Origin of the sequence: Mesorhizobium sp. M0816 (assembly GCF_040320005.1) — a bacterium.
Taxonomy (GTDB): domain Bacteria; phylum Pseudomonadota; class Alphaproteobacteria; order Rhizobiales; family Rhizobiaceae; genus Mesorhizobium.
Window position 1 is genome coordinate 223,925 of record NZ_JAMYOT010000004.1, and the last position, 15,661, is coordinate 239,585.

Here is a 15,661-nt window from a genome sequence, read left to right on the forward strand (position 1 = left end):
ACTCAATAGAACGTAATTTTCGCCATATTGCGGGCAAAATAGGGTCTTTAGTGGTTTTAAAGTATGGTGGGGATTGCATTTATTTTGTGCACAAGTGATTTTATTTTAACTGGCTGGAACCTATTATTAAATGACGTGAACAATCAGTCGACTTAGTCGGTGCGGGGGATTTGATGGCAGCGACGGTAACGGGTTTTGGCTTCGATCAGAATGGTGACATTGAAACCAATCTGAATGCATTCCAGGTTTACCTGGCCCAAAGCGACAACCTACTAAGTAATGTGCTCGCCGGAACTTTTCCGAAGTTGCGGGAGGAATCGTATGTGTCGGGGGATATTTGGACGGCTCTCAATGATGCCGTTGTAGCTTCTATAAACCCCAGCCCGCTGTCGGTCGCGGCACAGCCCGTTGTCCCGGTCGCGACGCCAGTAGGAAGAACCACGGCACCGGCTGTTGGCGGGTCAACGGCTACGGGATGGTTCCTCGAAGGTGTGAGTATCGAAGGCTTCCGCGGGATCAATAACGAGGGAAAGCCTCTCGAACTGAAGTTTAAACCGGACAAGATCAATAGCGTTTCCGCAGTAAACGGTGTCGGCAAGACCTCCGTCTACGATGCCATCCGTTTCGCGATTTCCGGTCGCCTGCCTTGGCTCGAGGAGCTTCCTGCCACCGATCGGGACGGGGACTACTATCTTAATCGCTTCCACGGCGCCAAGACCGCCACGATCAAGCTCAGGCTGGTGGAGGCGACGACCGGCCAGCAGTGCCAGGTCGTGGTGACCCGCGACCAGCACGGCAATCGCACCGTGAATGCAACACCGCCTTGGGATGGCACCACCATTCTACAGACCCTTGATCGGGAATTCATTCTTCTCGACGGACCTACGTTTCAGAACTTTATCTCTGCCAAACCCCAGGCTCGCGGCAGGACGTTTGCAGGGCTGTTGGGCCTCTCGGAATACAGCAGAATGCGTCAAGCTTTAGCCGCGCTCGCTCACACTAAAGCTTTCAACAACCACTTCGGCACGGCGACCACGGCGCAGAACCAGGCCCACGCCGAAAAGGGCTTAAAAGATGCAAGCGCTGCAATTCGTAGGGATTTCGTCGTTCTAACCGGCCAAGATTGGGCCCAGATGTCCCTGCCGGACGCATTGGCAGTGTGTCAGAAGGCGTTGGAGCAGATAGGGCCGTTGCAGGAGTTATGCATCGGCAAGGTGTTCAGAGAAATTGACCTGGACGCTTGCATCAATGCCGTGAAGGAAGCCGAGGGCGGTCCCAAACGCGAGCGGCTGGCGCAGTGTATCCGGGAGAGACAGGACCTGCTGGCTTTGAACGTGCAGGCGCCGGATGCCGATCGCAGCATACGCCTCGCGGAATACGCCAGTGCCCGCGAGGATGCCTCCTCCAAGACCGCAGGCGACGTCGTTCTCCAGCTCTTTCAGGCGGGCGCAAAGGCGCTGCAGTTGGAGGAATGGGCCAATAAGGGCATTTGCCCGCTGTGCGATAGCGAGGTTCCCCACGATCTTCAGAGTCACGTCAATATGAAGCTGTCCGACTTCACGGCGTTGGACTCCGCCACGCAGACAGTCGCGCTGGAATGGAATGAGGCCGGTTGGGCGGACCTCTCTGGGCTCGAAAAGCTGCTTGAAAAGGATGCCGAGGCAAGAAGGATCGCAAACTCGTCTGATCGGGCAACGAAGGGGCTTATCACTGCGGAAGAAGCCAAGAGTCTGGGGGAATGGCTTAAGGAACTGCGCTCCCGTGCGGCAGGACGGGATCAGGAGCTTGGCAACGAACAGACCGAACTGGAGAAGGTATTGCCGCAGTCCTCCGTGGAAGTCACCACAAAGGTTGAGGCGGCGCGACGGGTTCAAGAGAGCTGCATCAAACTTGACGAGGTACGGGCGAGCTTTGATACGGAGAAGAAGCATGCGGATAACGTGGCCCGCGTTAAAACCTTCCTTGACAAGGCGTCCTCCGATTTCGCGGCTGCGGAAACTGCAATTAGCAAGGCGCGCTTGTCCGCCGTCGAACCTGTGTTCAAAGCCAATTTCGGGGAAATGTCGTTTCTGGGCGTCACGCCTGCTGTTTCAAAGCGAGCGAGCAGTGAGGATCTGCAGATCCGCCTCGCAGACTTCTACGGCTTAACCGACCTATCGCCCCAAGCCCTACTGTCGGAAAGCTATCGCAATGCTTTCGCTATAGCCTTGTATCTTGCAGCCGCTTCGCTTTACGGGGGAACGCCAAAATTCCTTGTACTCGACGACGTGACTTCAAGCTTCGACGCAGGGCACCAGCTCTTCCTCATTGAACTGCTGCGCAAGAGCTTTGCCCGGCCCGGCAACCCCAATGGCCTGCAGGTCATCATCCTCAGCCATGACACGATGCTGGAAAAGCTTTTCAACAAGCACACCACGTCAGGAATCTGGTGGCACCAACGCCTAGAGGGCATGCCGCAGTTCGCAGTTCTTCCCCAGACCGGAGCGGTGAACAAAGTGCGCGATCACACGATTTCCATGCTTCAGGCGGGCCAAGCAGATTTCGCGAAGGAGGGCGTTCGCCAATATCTGGAATACCGTCTCAGCGAACTCATCAGCAAGCTACGGATACCGGTTCCCGTTGATGTGGCTTTCAACGACAATAAGCAGCTCGCCAGCGAATTCCTGAACGCGATCGATGCTGCCGTAAAATTGCACAAAGCTGCCAACTCACTTGTGTTGGACCCGACACAGCAATCCGGCCTCAATACCAACATGGCAACGATCGTGGGCAATTTTCTGAGCCATTGGGGAACGGGCCAGACGCTGAGCTTCACCGCCCCGGCGTTGATCGGTGTGATGAACGCGATCGACCAATACTGCGACTGCTTCAAATTCGAACCGACCCCGGGAGCTGGAAAGGTTTTCTATAAATCGCTGCAGGAGCGACAATAGGCGGCGTTGGCTGCACCCCGGCGGAAATGTACGAGAAAGAGCGATTTTCGTTACACAAATCCTTGCACACAAATCCGAACAATGCCAAATACGACAATGTAAACAATGGGATGTGAGAAGGCTATTCGGTCTCCAAAACCGCAGGTCGTAGGTTCGAGCCCTGCTGCCCGTGCCATTCTTCGAATGGATACCTAAAAACGATTCTTTTGCAGTGCGGCCTTTGAAAATCGGCTTGTGACTTGCCATATGGCATAAGTTGCGGCATAAGGGCCGCATAGCCGGGACGGGACGACTGGATGGTTCCGAGGCGGCGTTTGGCCATAAAGCGGACACTTGCCACTTGCGTGGATCAAGAATCGGTTTTATGTAGACGAGACAGACACGCGACGCGTGGAGCTGGGAAGCCGGCTTTACGCGTCTGATTTGCATGGGCGAAATGATTGCGCTGATTCGGCGCGAACGCACGCTCAAGCGGCACGTCCCGGCCAGCGGGATCATCCAGGAGGCCCGGCCAACGGGTCTTGCAGACAGAGCGGCATATGGCTTCGAAAACCACAAATCCCTTCACCTTTCTCCAGCAGGTTCGCGCGGAGACCGCCAAGGTCACTTGGCCGTCGCGGCGCGAAACGATGATCTCGACGGTGATGGTCCTTGTGTTCGCGGTCATCGCGATGATCTTTTTCTTTACCGCAGACGTGGCCATGGGCTTTGCGGTCGAAAAAATCCTCGGCCTCGGACAGTAAGTCCGGCGATTACGGAGAAGTCTTGAAATGACCGCGCGGTGGTACATCGTCCACGCCTACTCGAACTTTGAAAAGAAGGTCGCCGAGGACATTGAGAACAAGGCCAAGCAGAAGGGCCTGTCCGCCGACATCGAGCAGATCGTGGTGCCGACCGAGAAGGTCGTCGAGATCCGCCGCGGCCGCAAGGTCGATGCCGAGCGCAAGTTCTTTCCGGGCTATGTGCTGCTGAAAGCCAATCTGACCGATGCCGTGTTCTCGCTCGTCAAGAACACGCCGAAGGTCACCGGTTTCCTGGGCGACTCCAAGCCGGTGCCGATCACCGAAGCCGAGGCCCAGCGTATCCTGAACCAGGTTCAGGAAGGCGTCGAGCGGCCGAAGCCGTCGGTGACGTTCGAGATCGGCGAAGCGATCCGCGTTTCGGATGGACCATTCGCGTCGTTCAACGGTTTCGTCCAGGAAGTGGACGAAGAGCGGGCGCGGCTCAAGGTGGAAGTTTCGATCTTCGGGCGCGCCGTGCCGGTCGATCTGGAATTCGGACAGGTCGAGAAGGGCTGATCCGAAATCCCTGCACCGGTTTCGGCGGCAGGGAAGGCGGCGCGGAGATCGCGCGGCCAAAAACGGGTGGGAGGCGAATGCGGCTTTAGCCGGCCGCGCGGACCGCACCACCAGACTGCAACCGCCGGCAAGACCGGCATGAGAAAAGGCAGGAAGAGAGATGGCTAAGAAGATTGCAGGCCAGCTCAAGCTCCAGGTTTCCGCGGGATCGGCCACGCCGTCGCCCCCGATCGGCCCGGCGCTTGGTCAGCGTGGCATCAATATCATGGAGTTCTGCAAGGCGTTCAACGCGCAGACCCAGGAAATGGAAAAGGGCTCGCCGGTTCCGGTCGTCATCACCTACTACCAGGACAAGTCGTTCACCTTCGTCATGAAGACGCCGCCGGTGAGCTACTTCCTGAAGAAGGCTGCGAACCTGAAGTCGGGCTCGAAGGAGCCGGGCAAGGTCAAGGCCGGCACGATCGGCCGCGACAAGGTGCGCGCCATCGCCGAGCAGAAGATGAAGGATCTGAACGCAAACGACGTCGAGGCGGCCATGCGCATGGTCGAGGGCTCCGCCCGCTCGATGGGTCTGGAAGTGGTGGGCTGAGATCATGGCAAAGATTGCAAAGCGTGTATCGAAGACCCGCGAAGGCATCGATCCCAACAAGGCTTACGCTTTGGGTGAGGCGCTGAAGCTGCTCAAGGATCGCTCCTCGGTGAAGTTCGACGAGACGATCGAAGTCGCGATGAACCTCGGCGTCGACCCGCGCCATGCCGACCAGATGGTCCGCGGAGTGGTCAACCTGCCGAACGGCACCGGCCGCAGCGTTCGCGTCGCCGTCTTCGCGCGTGGCGACAAGGCCGAGGAGGCCAAGGCCGCCGGCGCCGACATCGTCGGAGCCGAGGATCTGGTCGACATCGTCCAGAAGGGCACGATCGACTTCGACCGCTGCATCGCCACGCCGGACATGATGCCGCTGGTCGGCCGTCTCGGCAAGGTGCTCGGTCCGCGCGGCATGATGCCGAACCCGAAGGTCGGCACCGTCACCACCGACGTTACCGCCGCCGTCAAGGCATCGAAGGGCGGCGCCGTCGAGTTCCGCGTCGAGAAGGCCGGCATCGTTCACGCCGGCGTCGGCAAGGTCTCGTTCGACGTCAAGGCGCTGGAAGAAAACGTCCGCGCCTTCGCTGATGCGGTGACCAGGGCAAAGCCGGCTGGTGCCAAGGGCAACTACGTCAAGAAGGTGTCGGTCACCTCGACGATGGGCCCGGGCCTCAAGCTCGACGTCTCGACGCTCGCTGCGTCCTGATACGAAACAATTGGATCGGCCGCTAAAACGCTGATCCGTGAAAGAATTCCGGGCCTCCGACCTGTCGGCGGCCCGGTACCGGAAGTCGAAAGGCTTCCGGACATCCTGTCCGAGATTGCAGGCGGCCCCCAAGCCTTAGGTGATGTGGGCCTTAATTCATGTGGGCCTGCATGAGACGGGTGAAGACCGGACAAAGGAGCCGCAAGCTCCAATGAAAGGTTCGAACCGTGTTTGCCTTTTGTCTGCGCACCGTCCGGCTTGCCGGCAGGTGTGGCGAAAGGGGGCAGGATCCTCGAGCGTCGTTCGGGAGATCCGTTACTGGATGGCCCGGCCGGCAAAAGGCAACCCGACGCCTGTCCTTCGTAGAGGGCAGGGGTCAACTGGAGATAGGCAGTGGACAGAGCGGAAAAACGCGAACTCGTCACGGGCCTGAATGATGCGTTTTCAAGCGCTGGTTCAGTCGTCGTGGCCCACTACGCCGGTATCACCGTCGCGCAAATGAACGACCTTCGGTCGAAAATGCGCGCCGCCGGTGGCACCGTCAAAGTCGCGAAGAACCGTCTCGCCAAAATCGCTCTTCAGGGCACGGACTCCGCATCGATCATCGAGCTGTTCAAGGGACAGACGCTGATCGCCTATTCGGAGGATCCGATTGCGGCGCCGAAGGTCGCGTCCGATTTCGCCAAGGGAAATGACAAGCTCGTCATTCTCGGCGGCGCAATGGGTACCACCTCGCTCAATGCCGACGGTGTGAAGGCACTCGCCACACTTCCGTCGCTCGATGAGCTGCGCGCCAGGCTGGTTGGCATGATCGCCACGCCGGCAACCCGGATCGCCCAGATCGTCAATGCGCCTGCGGCTTCGGTCGCGCGCGTCATCGGCGCTTACGCCCGGAAGGACGAGGCGGCATGAGGCCGTTCCTCGCTATCACAAACACACGTTCGAACCTTATGAAGGAACATTGCAATGGCTGATCTGGCAAAGATCGTAGACGACCTTTCGAAGCTGACCGTCCTCGAGGCGGCCGAGCTGTCGAAGCTTCTTGAAGAAAAGTGGGGCGTTTCCGCCGCTGCTCCGGTGGCGGTTGCCGCTGCCGGCGGCGCTGCGGCCGCTGCTGCTCCGGTCGAGGAAAAGACGGAATTCGACGTCGTCCTCACCGAGGCAGGCGCTCAGAAGATCAACGTCATCAAGGAAGTTCGCGCCATCACCGGTCTTGGCCTCAAGGAAGCCAAGGACCTGGTCGAGGCGGCTCCGAAGCCGGTCAAGGAAGCCGTTTCCAAGGCCGACGCGGACAAGTTCAAGGCCCAGCTGGAAGCAGCCGGCGCCAAGGTCGAACTGAAGTAAGCGTTGAGTACCGGCGGACGGGGTCGCGCCGGCCGCCACTCCTTTCGCGTCGAAGGGAGGCTGCGTAACGCGAAGAGAGTGCGAAAACCTCTTTCCTGAGGGCCGCAAACCGGCCTTCAGGAAACGGGTTTTCTCCCGTTTCTGGCCCGCCGCCAAATTGGTGGTGGGTGAAAAGACAAGAAGCCGCCGACAGGCGGCGGGCAACAAGACAGGGCCGCCGAGGTGGCCCGAGATGCAAGGCGAGCCGCGGCGAGGCTCGTCCCGAGAATTGAGCTAAGGAGCGACGATGGCCCAGACCCAGACTTTCAATGGCCGCAGACGCGTACGCAAGTTTTTCGGAAAGATCCCGGAAGTTGCGGAGATGCCGAACCTGATCGAGGTTCAGAAGGCATCCTATGACCAGTTCCTGATGGTGGAGGAGCCCAAGGGCGGGCGTCCTGACGAGGGGCTGCAGGCAGTTTTCAAGTCGGTCTTCCCGATTTCCGATTTTTCCGGCTCCTCGATGCTGGAATTCGTGAAGTACGAGTTCGAGGGACCGAAATTCGACGTTGACGAATGCCGTCAGCGCGACCTGACCTACGCGGCGCCGCTCAAGGTGACGCTGCGCCTCATCGTGTTCGATATCGACGAGGATACCGGCGCGAAGTCGATCAAGGACATCAAGGAGCAGGACGTCTACATGGGCGACATGCCGCTCATGACCTTGAACGGCACCTTCATCGTCAACGGCACCGAGCGCGTCATCGTCTCGCAGATGCACCGTTCGCCGGGCGTCTTCTTCGACCATGACAAGGGCAAGTCGCACTCGTCCGGCAAGCTTCTGTTTGCCGCGCGCGTCATTCCCTATCGCGGCTCGTGGCTCGACATCGAGTTCGATAGCAAGGACGTCGTGCATGCCCGCATCGATCGCCGCCGCAAGATTCCGGTGACGTCGCTGCTGATGGCGCTCGGCATGGACGGCGAAGAGATCCTGTCGACCTTCTACAACAAGATCACCTACAAGCGCGCCGGCGACCATTGGCGCATCCCGTTCAACGTCGAGCGTTTCCGCGGCCTCAAGGCCGTTGGTGACCTTGTCGACGCCGACACCGGCGAAGTCGTCGTCGAGGCCGGCAAGAAGATCACCGCCCGCCAGGCCAGGGCGCTTGGTGAAAAGGGTCTCAAGGCGATCAAGGCGACCGATGAGGATCTGCTCGGCAACTACCTTGCCGAGGATATTGTCAACTACGCGACCGGCGAGATCTTCCTCGAAGCCGGTGACGAGATCGACGAAAAGACGCTGAAAGTGCTGCTTGGCACCGGTGACGATGAGATCAAGGTCCTCGACATCGACCACGTCAACGTCGGCGCCTACATCCGCAACACGCTCAACGTCGACAAGAACGAGAGCCGCCAGGACGCGCTGTTCGACATCTACCGCGTCATGCGCCCCGGCGAGCCGCCGACGCTGGAAACCGCTGAAGCCATGTTCAATTCGCTGTTCTTCGACAGCGAGCGCTATGATCTGTCGGCCGTTGGCCGCGTCAAGATGAACATGCGCCTCGAGCTCAAGGCCGAGGATACCGTGCGCGTGCTGCGCAAGGACGACATCCTGGCCGTGGTCAAGACGCTGGTCGAACTGCGCGACGGCAAGGGCGAGATCGACGACATCGACAATCTCGGCAACCGCCGTGTGCGCTCGGTCGGCGAGCTGATGGAGAACCAGTACCGCGTCGGCCTGCTGCGCATGGAGCGCGCGATCAAGGAACGCATGTCCTCGATCGAGATCGACACGGTGATGCCGCAGGACCTGATCAACGCCAAGCCGGCGGCTGCCGCCGTGCGCGAGTTCTTCGGTTCCTCGCAGCTGTCGCAGTTTATGGATCAGACCAACCCGCTTTCGGAGATCACCCACAAGCGCCGTCTTTCGGCGCTTGGACCGGGCGGTCTGACCCGCGAGCGTGCCGGTTTCGAAGTGCGCGACGTGCACCCGACGCATTACGGCCGCATCTGCCCGATCGAGACGCCGGAAGGCCCGAACATCGGCCTGATCAACTCGCTTGCGACCTTCGCGCGCGTCAACAAATACGGCTTCATCGAGAGCCCGTACCGCAAGATCGTCAACGGCAAGCTGACCAATGAGGTCGTTTACCTCTCGGCTATGGAAGAGGCCAAGCACCACGTCGCGCAGGCCAATGCCGAGCTCGACAAGAATGGTCATTTCGTCGACGAATTCGTCATTTGCCGCAACGCCGGCGAAGTGATGATGGCGCCGCGCGAAAACGTCGATCTGATGGACGTGTCGCCGAAGCAGATGGTGTCGGTGGCCGCGGCCCTGATCCCGTTCCTGGAGAACGATGACGCCAACCGTGCGCTGATGGGCTCGAACATGCAGCGTCAGGCCGTGCCGCTGGTGCGCGCCGAAGCGCCGTTCGTCGGCACCGGCATGGAGCCGATCGTCGCCCGTGACTCGGGCGCCGCCATCGGCGCCCGCCGCGGCGGCATCGTCGACCAGGTGGACGCGACGCGTATCGTCATCCGCGCCACGGAAGATCTCGATCCCGGCAAGTCCGGCGTCGACATCTACCGGCTGATGAAGTTCCAGCGTTCGAACCAGAACACCTGCATCAACCAGCGTCCGCTGGTGCGCATGGGCGACCGGGTCAACAAGGGCGACATCATCGCCGACGGCCCGTCGACCGAGCTCGGCGATCTGGCCCTCGGCCGTAACGTGCTGGTCGCGTTCATGCCGTGGAACGGCTACAACTACGAGGATTCCATCCTCCTGTCCGAGCGCATCGTCGCCGACGACGTCTTCACCTCGATCCACATCGAGGAGTTCGAAGTCATGGCCCGCGACACCAAGCTGGGGCCGGAGGAGATCACGCGCGACATTCCCAACGTCTCGGAAGAAGCGCTGAAGAACCTCGATGAGGCCGGCATCGTCTACATCGGTGCGGAAGTGCAGCCGGGCGACATCCTGGTCGGCAAGATCACGCCGAAGGGCGAAAGCCCGATGACGCCGGAAGAAAAGCTGCTGCGCGCCATCTTCGGTGAAAAGGCCTCGGACGTGCGCGACACCTCGATGCGCATGCCTCCGGGAACCTTCGGCACCGTCGTCGAAGTGCGTGTCTTCAACCGCCACGGCGTCGAGAAGGACGAGCGCGCCATGGCGATCGAGCGCGAGGAGATCGAACGCCTCGCCAAGGACCGCGACGACGAGCAGGCGATCCTCGACCGCAACGTCTATTCGCGTCTTTCCGACGTTCTCGTCGGCAAGGAAGCGATTGCCGGGCCGAAGGGCTTCAAGAAGGGCTCGAAGCTGTCGAAGGACACGCTCGACGAGTATCCGCGTTCGCAGTGGTGGCAGTTTGCCGTGGAGAACGAAAAGCTCCAGAGCGAACTGGAAGCCCTGCGTGGCCAGTACGACGATTCCAAGAAGGCGCTCGAGCAGCGCTTCATGGACAAGGTCGAGAAGGTGCAGCGCGGCGACGAGATGCCTCCGGGCGTCATGAAGATGGTCAAGGTCTTCGTGGCCGTGAAGCGCAAGATGCAGCCCGGCGACAAGATGGCCGGCCGGCACGGCAACAAGGGTGTCGTGTCGCGGATCGTTCCGGTCGAGGACATGCCTTTCCTCGAGGACGGCACGCATGCCGATATCGTGCTCAACCCGCTGGGTGTGCCGTCGCGCATGAATGTCGGCCAGATCCTGGAAACGCATCTGGGCTGGGCTTGCGCCGGAATGGGCAGGAAAATCGGCGATCTGATCGACGCGTACAAGACGGCGGGCGACATCAAGCCGCTGCGCAAGACGCTCGAGAGCTTCATGCCTTCCAACGACCGCAACGAGCCGGTCCGCGAATATGACGACGAGAGCATCGTTCGCCTCAGCGAGCAGATGCGCCGCGGCGTCTCCATCGCGACACCGGTGTTCGACGGCGCGCACGAGGCCGACATCAACATCATGCTGGAGCAGGCGGGCCTGCACACCAGCGGTCAATCGCAGCTCTATGACGGGCGCACCGGCGAGCCGTTCGATCGCAAAGTGACGATGGGCTACATATATATGCTCAAGCTTCACCACCTTGTGGACGACAAGATCCACGCGCGTTCGATCGGTCCGTACTCGCTCGTTACCCAGCAGCCGCTGGGCGGCAAGGCGCAGTTCGGTGGCCAGCGCTTCGGCGAGATGGAGGTCTGGGCGCTCGAAGCGTACGGCGCCGCCTACACGCTGCAGGAGATGCTCACGGTTAAGTCGGACGACGTCGCCGGCCGCACCAAGGTCTACGAGGCGATCGTCAGAGGCGACGACACATTCGAGGCCGGCATCCCCGAGAGCTTCAATGTTCTCGTCAAGGAAATGCGGTCTCTCGGCCTCAATGTCGAGCTGGAGAACACCAAGCTCGACGACAACCCGATCCGGCTGCCCGACGCGGCCGAGTAAGCAAGACGTCCGGCCGCGGTCTTCCCGCGACCGGACGCACCAAATTCTCGGCCGATGGCCGATCAAGTCGGCGGGCGTTTGGCCCGCGCTAGATGCAAGGGGTTTTCGAGGACCCCGAAAAGGAGAACGGCATGAACCAAGAGGTCATGAATCTCTTCAATCCCCAGGCGCCTGCGCAGGTGTTCGATTCCATCCGGATCTCGCTTGCCAGCCCTGAGAAGATTCTGTCCTGGTCGTTCGGCGAGATCAAGAAGCCGGAGACCATCAACTACCGCACCTTCAAGCCGGAGCGTGACGGCCTGTTCTGCGCGCGCATTTTTGGCCCGATCAAGGACTATGAGTGCCTGTGCGGCAAGTACAAGCGCATGAAATACAAGGGCGTCATCTGCGAGAAGTGCGGCGTCGAAGTCACGCTGTCGCGCGTCCGCCGCGAGCGCATGGGCCATATCGAGCTGGCGGCACCGGTCGCCCACATCTGGTTCCTGAAGTCGCTGCCGTCGCGCATCGGCACGCTGCTCGACATGACGCTGAAGGACATCGAGCGGGTCCTCTACTTCGAGAACTACATCGTTACCGAACCCGGCCTCACCGCGCTGAAGGAGCACCAGCTGCTCAGCGAGGAAGAGTACATGATGGCCGTCGACGAGTATGGCGAGGATTCGTTCACCGCCATGATCGGCGCCGAGGCGATCCACGACCTTCTGGCCGGCATGGACCTCGAGAAGATCGCCGGCGACCTGCGTTCTGAGCTGGCTTCGACCACCTCCGAGCTCAAGCAGAAAAAGTACCTGAAGCGGCTCAAGGTCGTCGAGAACTTCATGGAATCCGGCAACCGTCCGGAATGGATGATCATGAAGGTGGTTCCGGTGATCCCGCCGGATCTGCGCCCGCTTGTCCCGCTGGACGGCGGCCGTTTCGCCACGTCGGATCTGAACGACCTCTATCGCCGCGTCATCAACCGCAACAACCGCTTGAAGCGGCTGATCGAGCTGCGCGCGCCCGGCATCATCGTGCGCAATGAAAAGCGCATGCTGCAGGAAGCCGTCGATGCGCTGTTCGACAACGGCCGCCGCGGCCGCGTCATCACCGGCGCCAACAAGCGTCCGCTGAAGTCGCTGTCCGACATGCTGAAGGGCAAGCAGGGCCGGTTCCGCCAGAACCTGCTCGGCAAGCGCGTCGACTATTCCGGCCGCTCGGTCATCGTCACCGGTCCGGAGCTCAAGCTCCACCAGTGCGGCCTGCCGAAGAAGATGGCGCTCGAACTGTTCAAGCCCTTCATCTACGCCCGTCTCGACGCCAAGGGCTACTCCTCGACCGTCAAGCAGGCGAAGAAGCTGGTCGAGAAGGAGCGTCCGGAGGTCTGGGATATCCTCGACGAGGTCATCCGCGAGCATCCGGTGCTTTTGAACCGCGCACCGACGCTGCACCGCCTCGGTATCCAGGCGTTCGAGCCGATCCTGATCGAAGGCAAGGCGATCCAGCTTCACCCGCTGGTCTGCACGGCCTTCAACGCCGATTTCGACGGCGACCAGATGGCGGTCCACGTGCCGCTGTCGCTGGAAGCGCAGCTCGAAGCCCGCGTGCTGATGATGTCGACCAACAACATCCTGCACCCGGCTTCCGGTGCGCCGATCATCGTGCCGTCGCAGGACATGGTTCTCGGTCTCTACTATCTCTCGATCGTCAATCAGAACGAGCCGGGCGAGGGCATGGTGTTTGCCGACATGGGCGAACTCCAGCACGCGCTCGAGACCAAGGCGGTGACGCTGCATGCCAAGATCAAGGGGCGCTTCCGCACGGTCGACGCCGACGGCAAGGTCGTGTCGAAGATCTACGACACCACGCCTGGCCGCATGATCATCGGCGAGCTGCTGCCGAAGAACCACAACGTGCCCTACGAGACCGCCAACCAGGAGATGACCAAGAAGAACATCTCCAAGATGATCGACACCGTCTATCGCCATTGCGGTCAGAAGGAGACGGTCATTTTCTGCGATCGCATCATGGCTCTCGGCTTCAGCCACGCCTGCCGTGCCGGCATTTCGTTCGGCAAGGACGACATGCTGATCCCGGACGCCAAGATCAAGCTGGTCTCCGACACCGAGGCTTTGGCCAAGGAGTACGAGCAGCAGTACAATGACGGTCTGATCACCCAGGGCGAGAAGTACAACAAGGTCGTCGACGCCTGGGCCAAGTGCTCGGAAAAGGTCGCCGACGAAATGATGGCCCGCATCAAGGCGGTCGAGTTCGAGGACAACGGCCGTCAGAAGCCGATGAACTCGATCTATATGATGTCGCACTCCGGTGCGCGCGGCTCGCCCACCCAGATGCGCCAGCTCGCCGGCATGCGCGGCCTGATGGCCAAGCCTAGCGGTGAAATCATCGAGACGCCGATCATCTCGAACTTCAAGGAAGGCCTCACCGTGCTCGAGTACTTCAACTCGACCCACGGCGCCCGCAAGGGTCTGGCCGACACCGCCTTGAAGACGGCGAACTCGGGTTACCTGACGCGTCGTCTTGTCGACGTGGCGCAGGACTGCATCGTCAACTCGCTCGACTGCGGCACCGACAAGGGCCTCACCATGCAGCCGATCGTCGATGCCGGTCAGGTCGTCGCCTCGGTTGGCCAGCGCGTTCTCGGCCGCACCTCGCTCGACGACATCACCCACCCGGTCACCGGCGAGGTTCTGGTCAAGGCCGGAACGCTGATGGACGAGCGTGACGTGGAACTGATCGAAAAGGCCGGCGTGCAGTCGGTTCGCATCCGTTCGGCGCTGACCTGCGAGGTCAGGGTCGGTGTCTGCGCGGTCTGCTACGGACGCGATCTGGCCCGCGGCACGCCCGTCAACCAGGGCGAGGCTGTCGGCGTCATCGCGGCGCAGTCGATCGGCGAGCCGGGCACCCAGCTCACCATGCGTACCTTCCACATGGGCGGCACGGCGCAGGTGGTGGATTCCTCGTTCCTTGAAGCCTCCTATGAGGGAAAGGTCGAGATCCGCAACCGCAACGTGGTGCGCAACTCCGACGGCCAGCTGATGGTCATGGGCCGCAACATGGCGGTGCTGATCCTCGACGAGGCCGGCAAGGAACGCGCCACGCACCGCGTCACCTACGGTTCGCGTATCTTCGTCGACGATGGCGACAAGGTGAAGCGCGGCCAACGCATTGCCGAGTGGGATCCCTATACCCGCCCGGTCCTCACCGAAATCGAGGGCAGGGTAGCGTTCGAGGATCTGGTCGATGGCATTTCCGTTCAGGAAACCGCCGACGAATCGACCGGCATCACCAAGCGCGAGGTCATCGACTGGCGTTCGACGCCACGCGGCAACGACCTCAAGCCGGCGATCGTCGTCCAGGATGCCAAGGGCAAGGTCGGCAAGCTGTCGAAGGGCGGCGACGCCCGCTTCCTGCTCTCGGTCGAGGCCATTCTTTCGGTCGAGCCGGGTGCACAGGTTCGCCCCGGCGACGTGCTGGCGCGTATCCCGATGGAAAGCGCCAAGACCAAGGACATCACCGGCGGTCTGCCGCGTGTGGCCGAACTGTTCGAGGCACGCCGTCCGAAGGATCACGCCATCATCGCCGAGATCGATGGCACGATCCGCTTCGGCCGCGACTACAAGAACAAGCGCCGCATCATCATCGAGCCGCATGACTCGACGCTTGAGCCGGTCGAATACCTGATCCCGAAGGGCAAGCCGTTCCATCTCCAGGACGGCGACGTCATCGAGAAGGGCGACTACATCCTCGACGGTAATCCGGCGCCGCACGACATCCTGGCGATCAAGGGCGTGGAGGCGCTTGCCTCCTACCTCGTCAACGAAATCCAGGAGGTCTACCGACTGCAGGGCGTGTCGATCAACGACAAGCATATCGAGGTGATCGTTCGCCAGATGCTGCAGAAGGTCGAGATCACCACGCAGGGCGATTCGACCTACATTCCGGGCGACCACGTCGACGTGATCGAACTGGAAGAGGTCAATGAGCGCCTGGTCGAGGAAGGCAAGAAGCCGGCCGAAGGCCAGCCGGTGCTGCTCGGCATCACCAAGGCCTCGCTGCAGACGCCGTCCTTCATCTCGGCCGCCTCCTTCCAGGAGACGACGAGGGTGCTGACCGAAGCTGCGGTTGCCGGCAAGACCGACATGCTGCAGGGCCTGAAGGAAAACGTCATCGTCGGCCGGCTGATCCCGGCCGGTACCGGCGGTACGATGAGCCAGATCCGGCGCATCGCCACCTCGCGCGACGAGTTGATCATCGACGAGCGCCGCAAGGCGTCCGGCGTCGAGGTCGCCGAGCCGATGCTGACCGACATGGTTAACGCGGCGCAGTAAGGGCGCAAGCAAGGGAAGACAGAAAAGGGGCCTAAGTGGCCCC

The 15,661-nt window shown here is 61.1% G+C and carries 9 protein-coding genes; all 9 read left to right on the forward strand.

All coding sequences use genetic code 11. The features are described from left to right. Nucleotides 1–173: 173 nt before the first annotated feature. The 9 genes from NKI17_RS07880 (at nucleotide 174) to rpoC (ending at nucleotide 15,618) form a co-directional block, all read left to right on the forward strand. Nucleotides 174–2,933 (forward strand): AAA family ATPase, encoded by a 2,760-nt coding sequence (locus NKI17_RS07880; RefSeq protein ID WP_352905629.1) that lies wholly within the window; start codon nucleotides 174–176, stop codon nucleotides 2,931–2,933. A gap of 539 nt (nucleotides 2,934–3,472) precedes the next feature. Continuing rightward, nucleotides 3,473–3,676, forward strand: a complete 204-nt coding sequence (gene secE, locus NKI17_RS07885) for a preprotein translocase subunit SecE (RefSeq protein WP_023680439.1) — start codon at nucleotides 3,473–3,475, stop codon at nucleotides 3,674–3,676. 27 nt (nucleotides 3,677–3,703) lie between these two features. Next, nucleotides 3,704–4,231: a transcription termination/antitermination protein NusG gene (nusG, locus tag NKI17_RS07890; protein ID WP_006333333.1), complete on the forward strand. Its 528-nt coding sequence runs from the start codon at nucleotides 3,704–3,706 to the stop codon at nucleotides 4,229–4,231. A gap of 160 nt (nucleotides 4,232–4,391) precedes the next feature. Then, the gene (gene rplK / locus NKI17_RS07895; RefSeq protein WP_023680440.1) at nucleotides 4,392–4,820 is read left to right on the forward strand and encodes a 50S ribosomal protein L11; all 429 of its coding nucleotides are present in this window, start codon (nucleotides 4,392–4,394) and stop codon (nucleotides 4,818–4,820) included. Between the two features lie 4 nt (nucleotides 4,821–4,824). Next, nucleotides 4,825–5,523, forward strand: coding sequence for a 50S ribosomal protein L1 (rplA, locus tag NKI17_RS07900; RefSeq protein ID WP_023680441.1), 699 nt, complete (start codon nucleotides 4,825–4,827; stop codon nucleotides 5,521–5,523). Nucleotides 5,524–5,916: 393 nt separating this feature from the next. Then, nucleotides 5,917–6,435: a 50S ribosomal protein L10 gene (rplJ, locus tag NKI17_RS07905; protein ID WP_008875657.1), complete on the forward strand. Its 519-nt coding sequence runs from the start codon at nucleotides 5,917–5,919 to the stop codon at nucleotides 6,433–6,435. Nucleotides 6,436–6,489: 54 nt separating this feature from the next. After that, entirely contained in the window at nucleotides 6,490–6,867 is a 378-nt protein-coding gene (gene rplL, locus NKI17_RS07910) for a 50S ribosomal protein L7/L12 (RefSeq protein ID WP_023680442.1), read from the forward strand. A gap of 286 nt (nucleotides 6,868–7,153) precedes the next feature. Beyond that, the gene (gene rpoB / locus NKI17_RS07915; RefSeq protein WP_023680443.1) at nucleotides 7,154–11,290 is read left to right on the forward strand and encodes a DNA-directed RNA polymerase subunit beta; all 4,137 of its coding nucleotides are present in this window, start codon (nucleotides 7,154–7,156) and stop codon (nucleotides 11,288–11,290) included. Nucleotides 11,291–11,421: 131 nt separating this feature from the next. Beyond that, entirely contained in the window at nucleotides 11,422–15,618 is a 4,197-nt protein-coding gene (gene rpoC, locus NKI17_RS07920; RefSeq protein ID WP_352893139.1) for a DNA-directed RNA polymerase subunit beta', read from the forward strand. The last annotated feature ends 43 nt before the right edge of the window (nucleotides 15,619–15,661 follow it).

What these genes read in the sequence shown, in the direction of transcription:
- rplL (WP_023680442.1), top strand. Translation starts at nt 6,490, where the DNA reads ATGGCTGATCTGGCAAAGATCGTAGACGACCTTTCGAAGCTGACCGTC.
- secE (WP_023680439.1), top strand. Translation starts at nt 3,473, where the DNA reads ATGGCTTCGAAAACCACAAATCCCTTCACCTTTCTCCAGCAGGTTCGC.
- nusG (WP_006333333.1), top strand. Translation starts at nt 3,704, where the DNA reads ATGACCGCGCGGTGGTACATCGTCCACGCCTACTCGAACTTTGAAAAG.
- rpoC (WP_352893139.1), top strand. Translation starts at nt 11,422, where the DNA reads ATGAACCAAGAGGTCATGAATCTCTTCAATCCCCAGGCGCCTGCGCAG.
- rplK (WP_023680440.1), top strand. Translation starts at nt 4,392, where the DNA reads ATGGCTAAGAAGATTGCAGGCCAGCTCAAGCTCCAGGTTTCCGCGGGA.
- rpoB (WP_023680443.1), top strand. Translation starts at nt 7,154, where the DNA reads ATGGCCCAGACCCAGACTTTCAATGGCCGCAGACGCGTACGCAAGTTT.
- rplA (WP_023680441.1), top strand. Translation starts at nt 4,825, where the DNA reads ATGGCAAAGATTGCAAAGCGTGTATCGAAGACCCGCGAAGGCATCGAT.
- NKI17_RS07880 (WP_352905629.1), top strand. Translation starts at nt 174, where the DNA reads ATGGCAGCGACGGTAACGGGTTTTGGCTTCGATCAGAATGGTGACATT.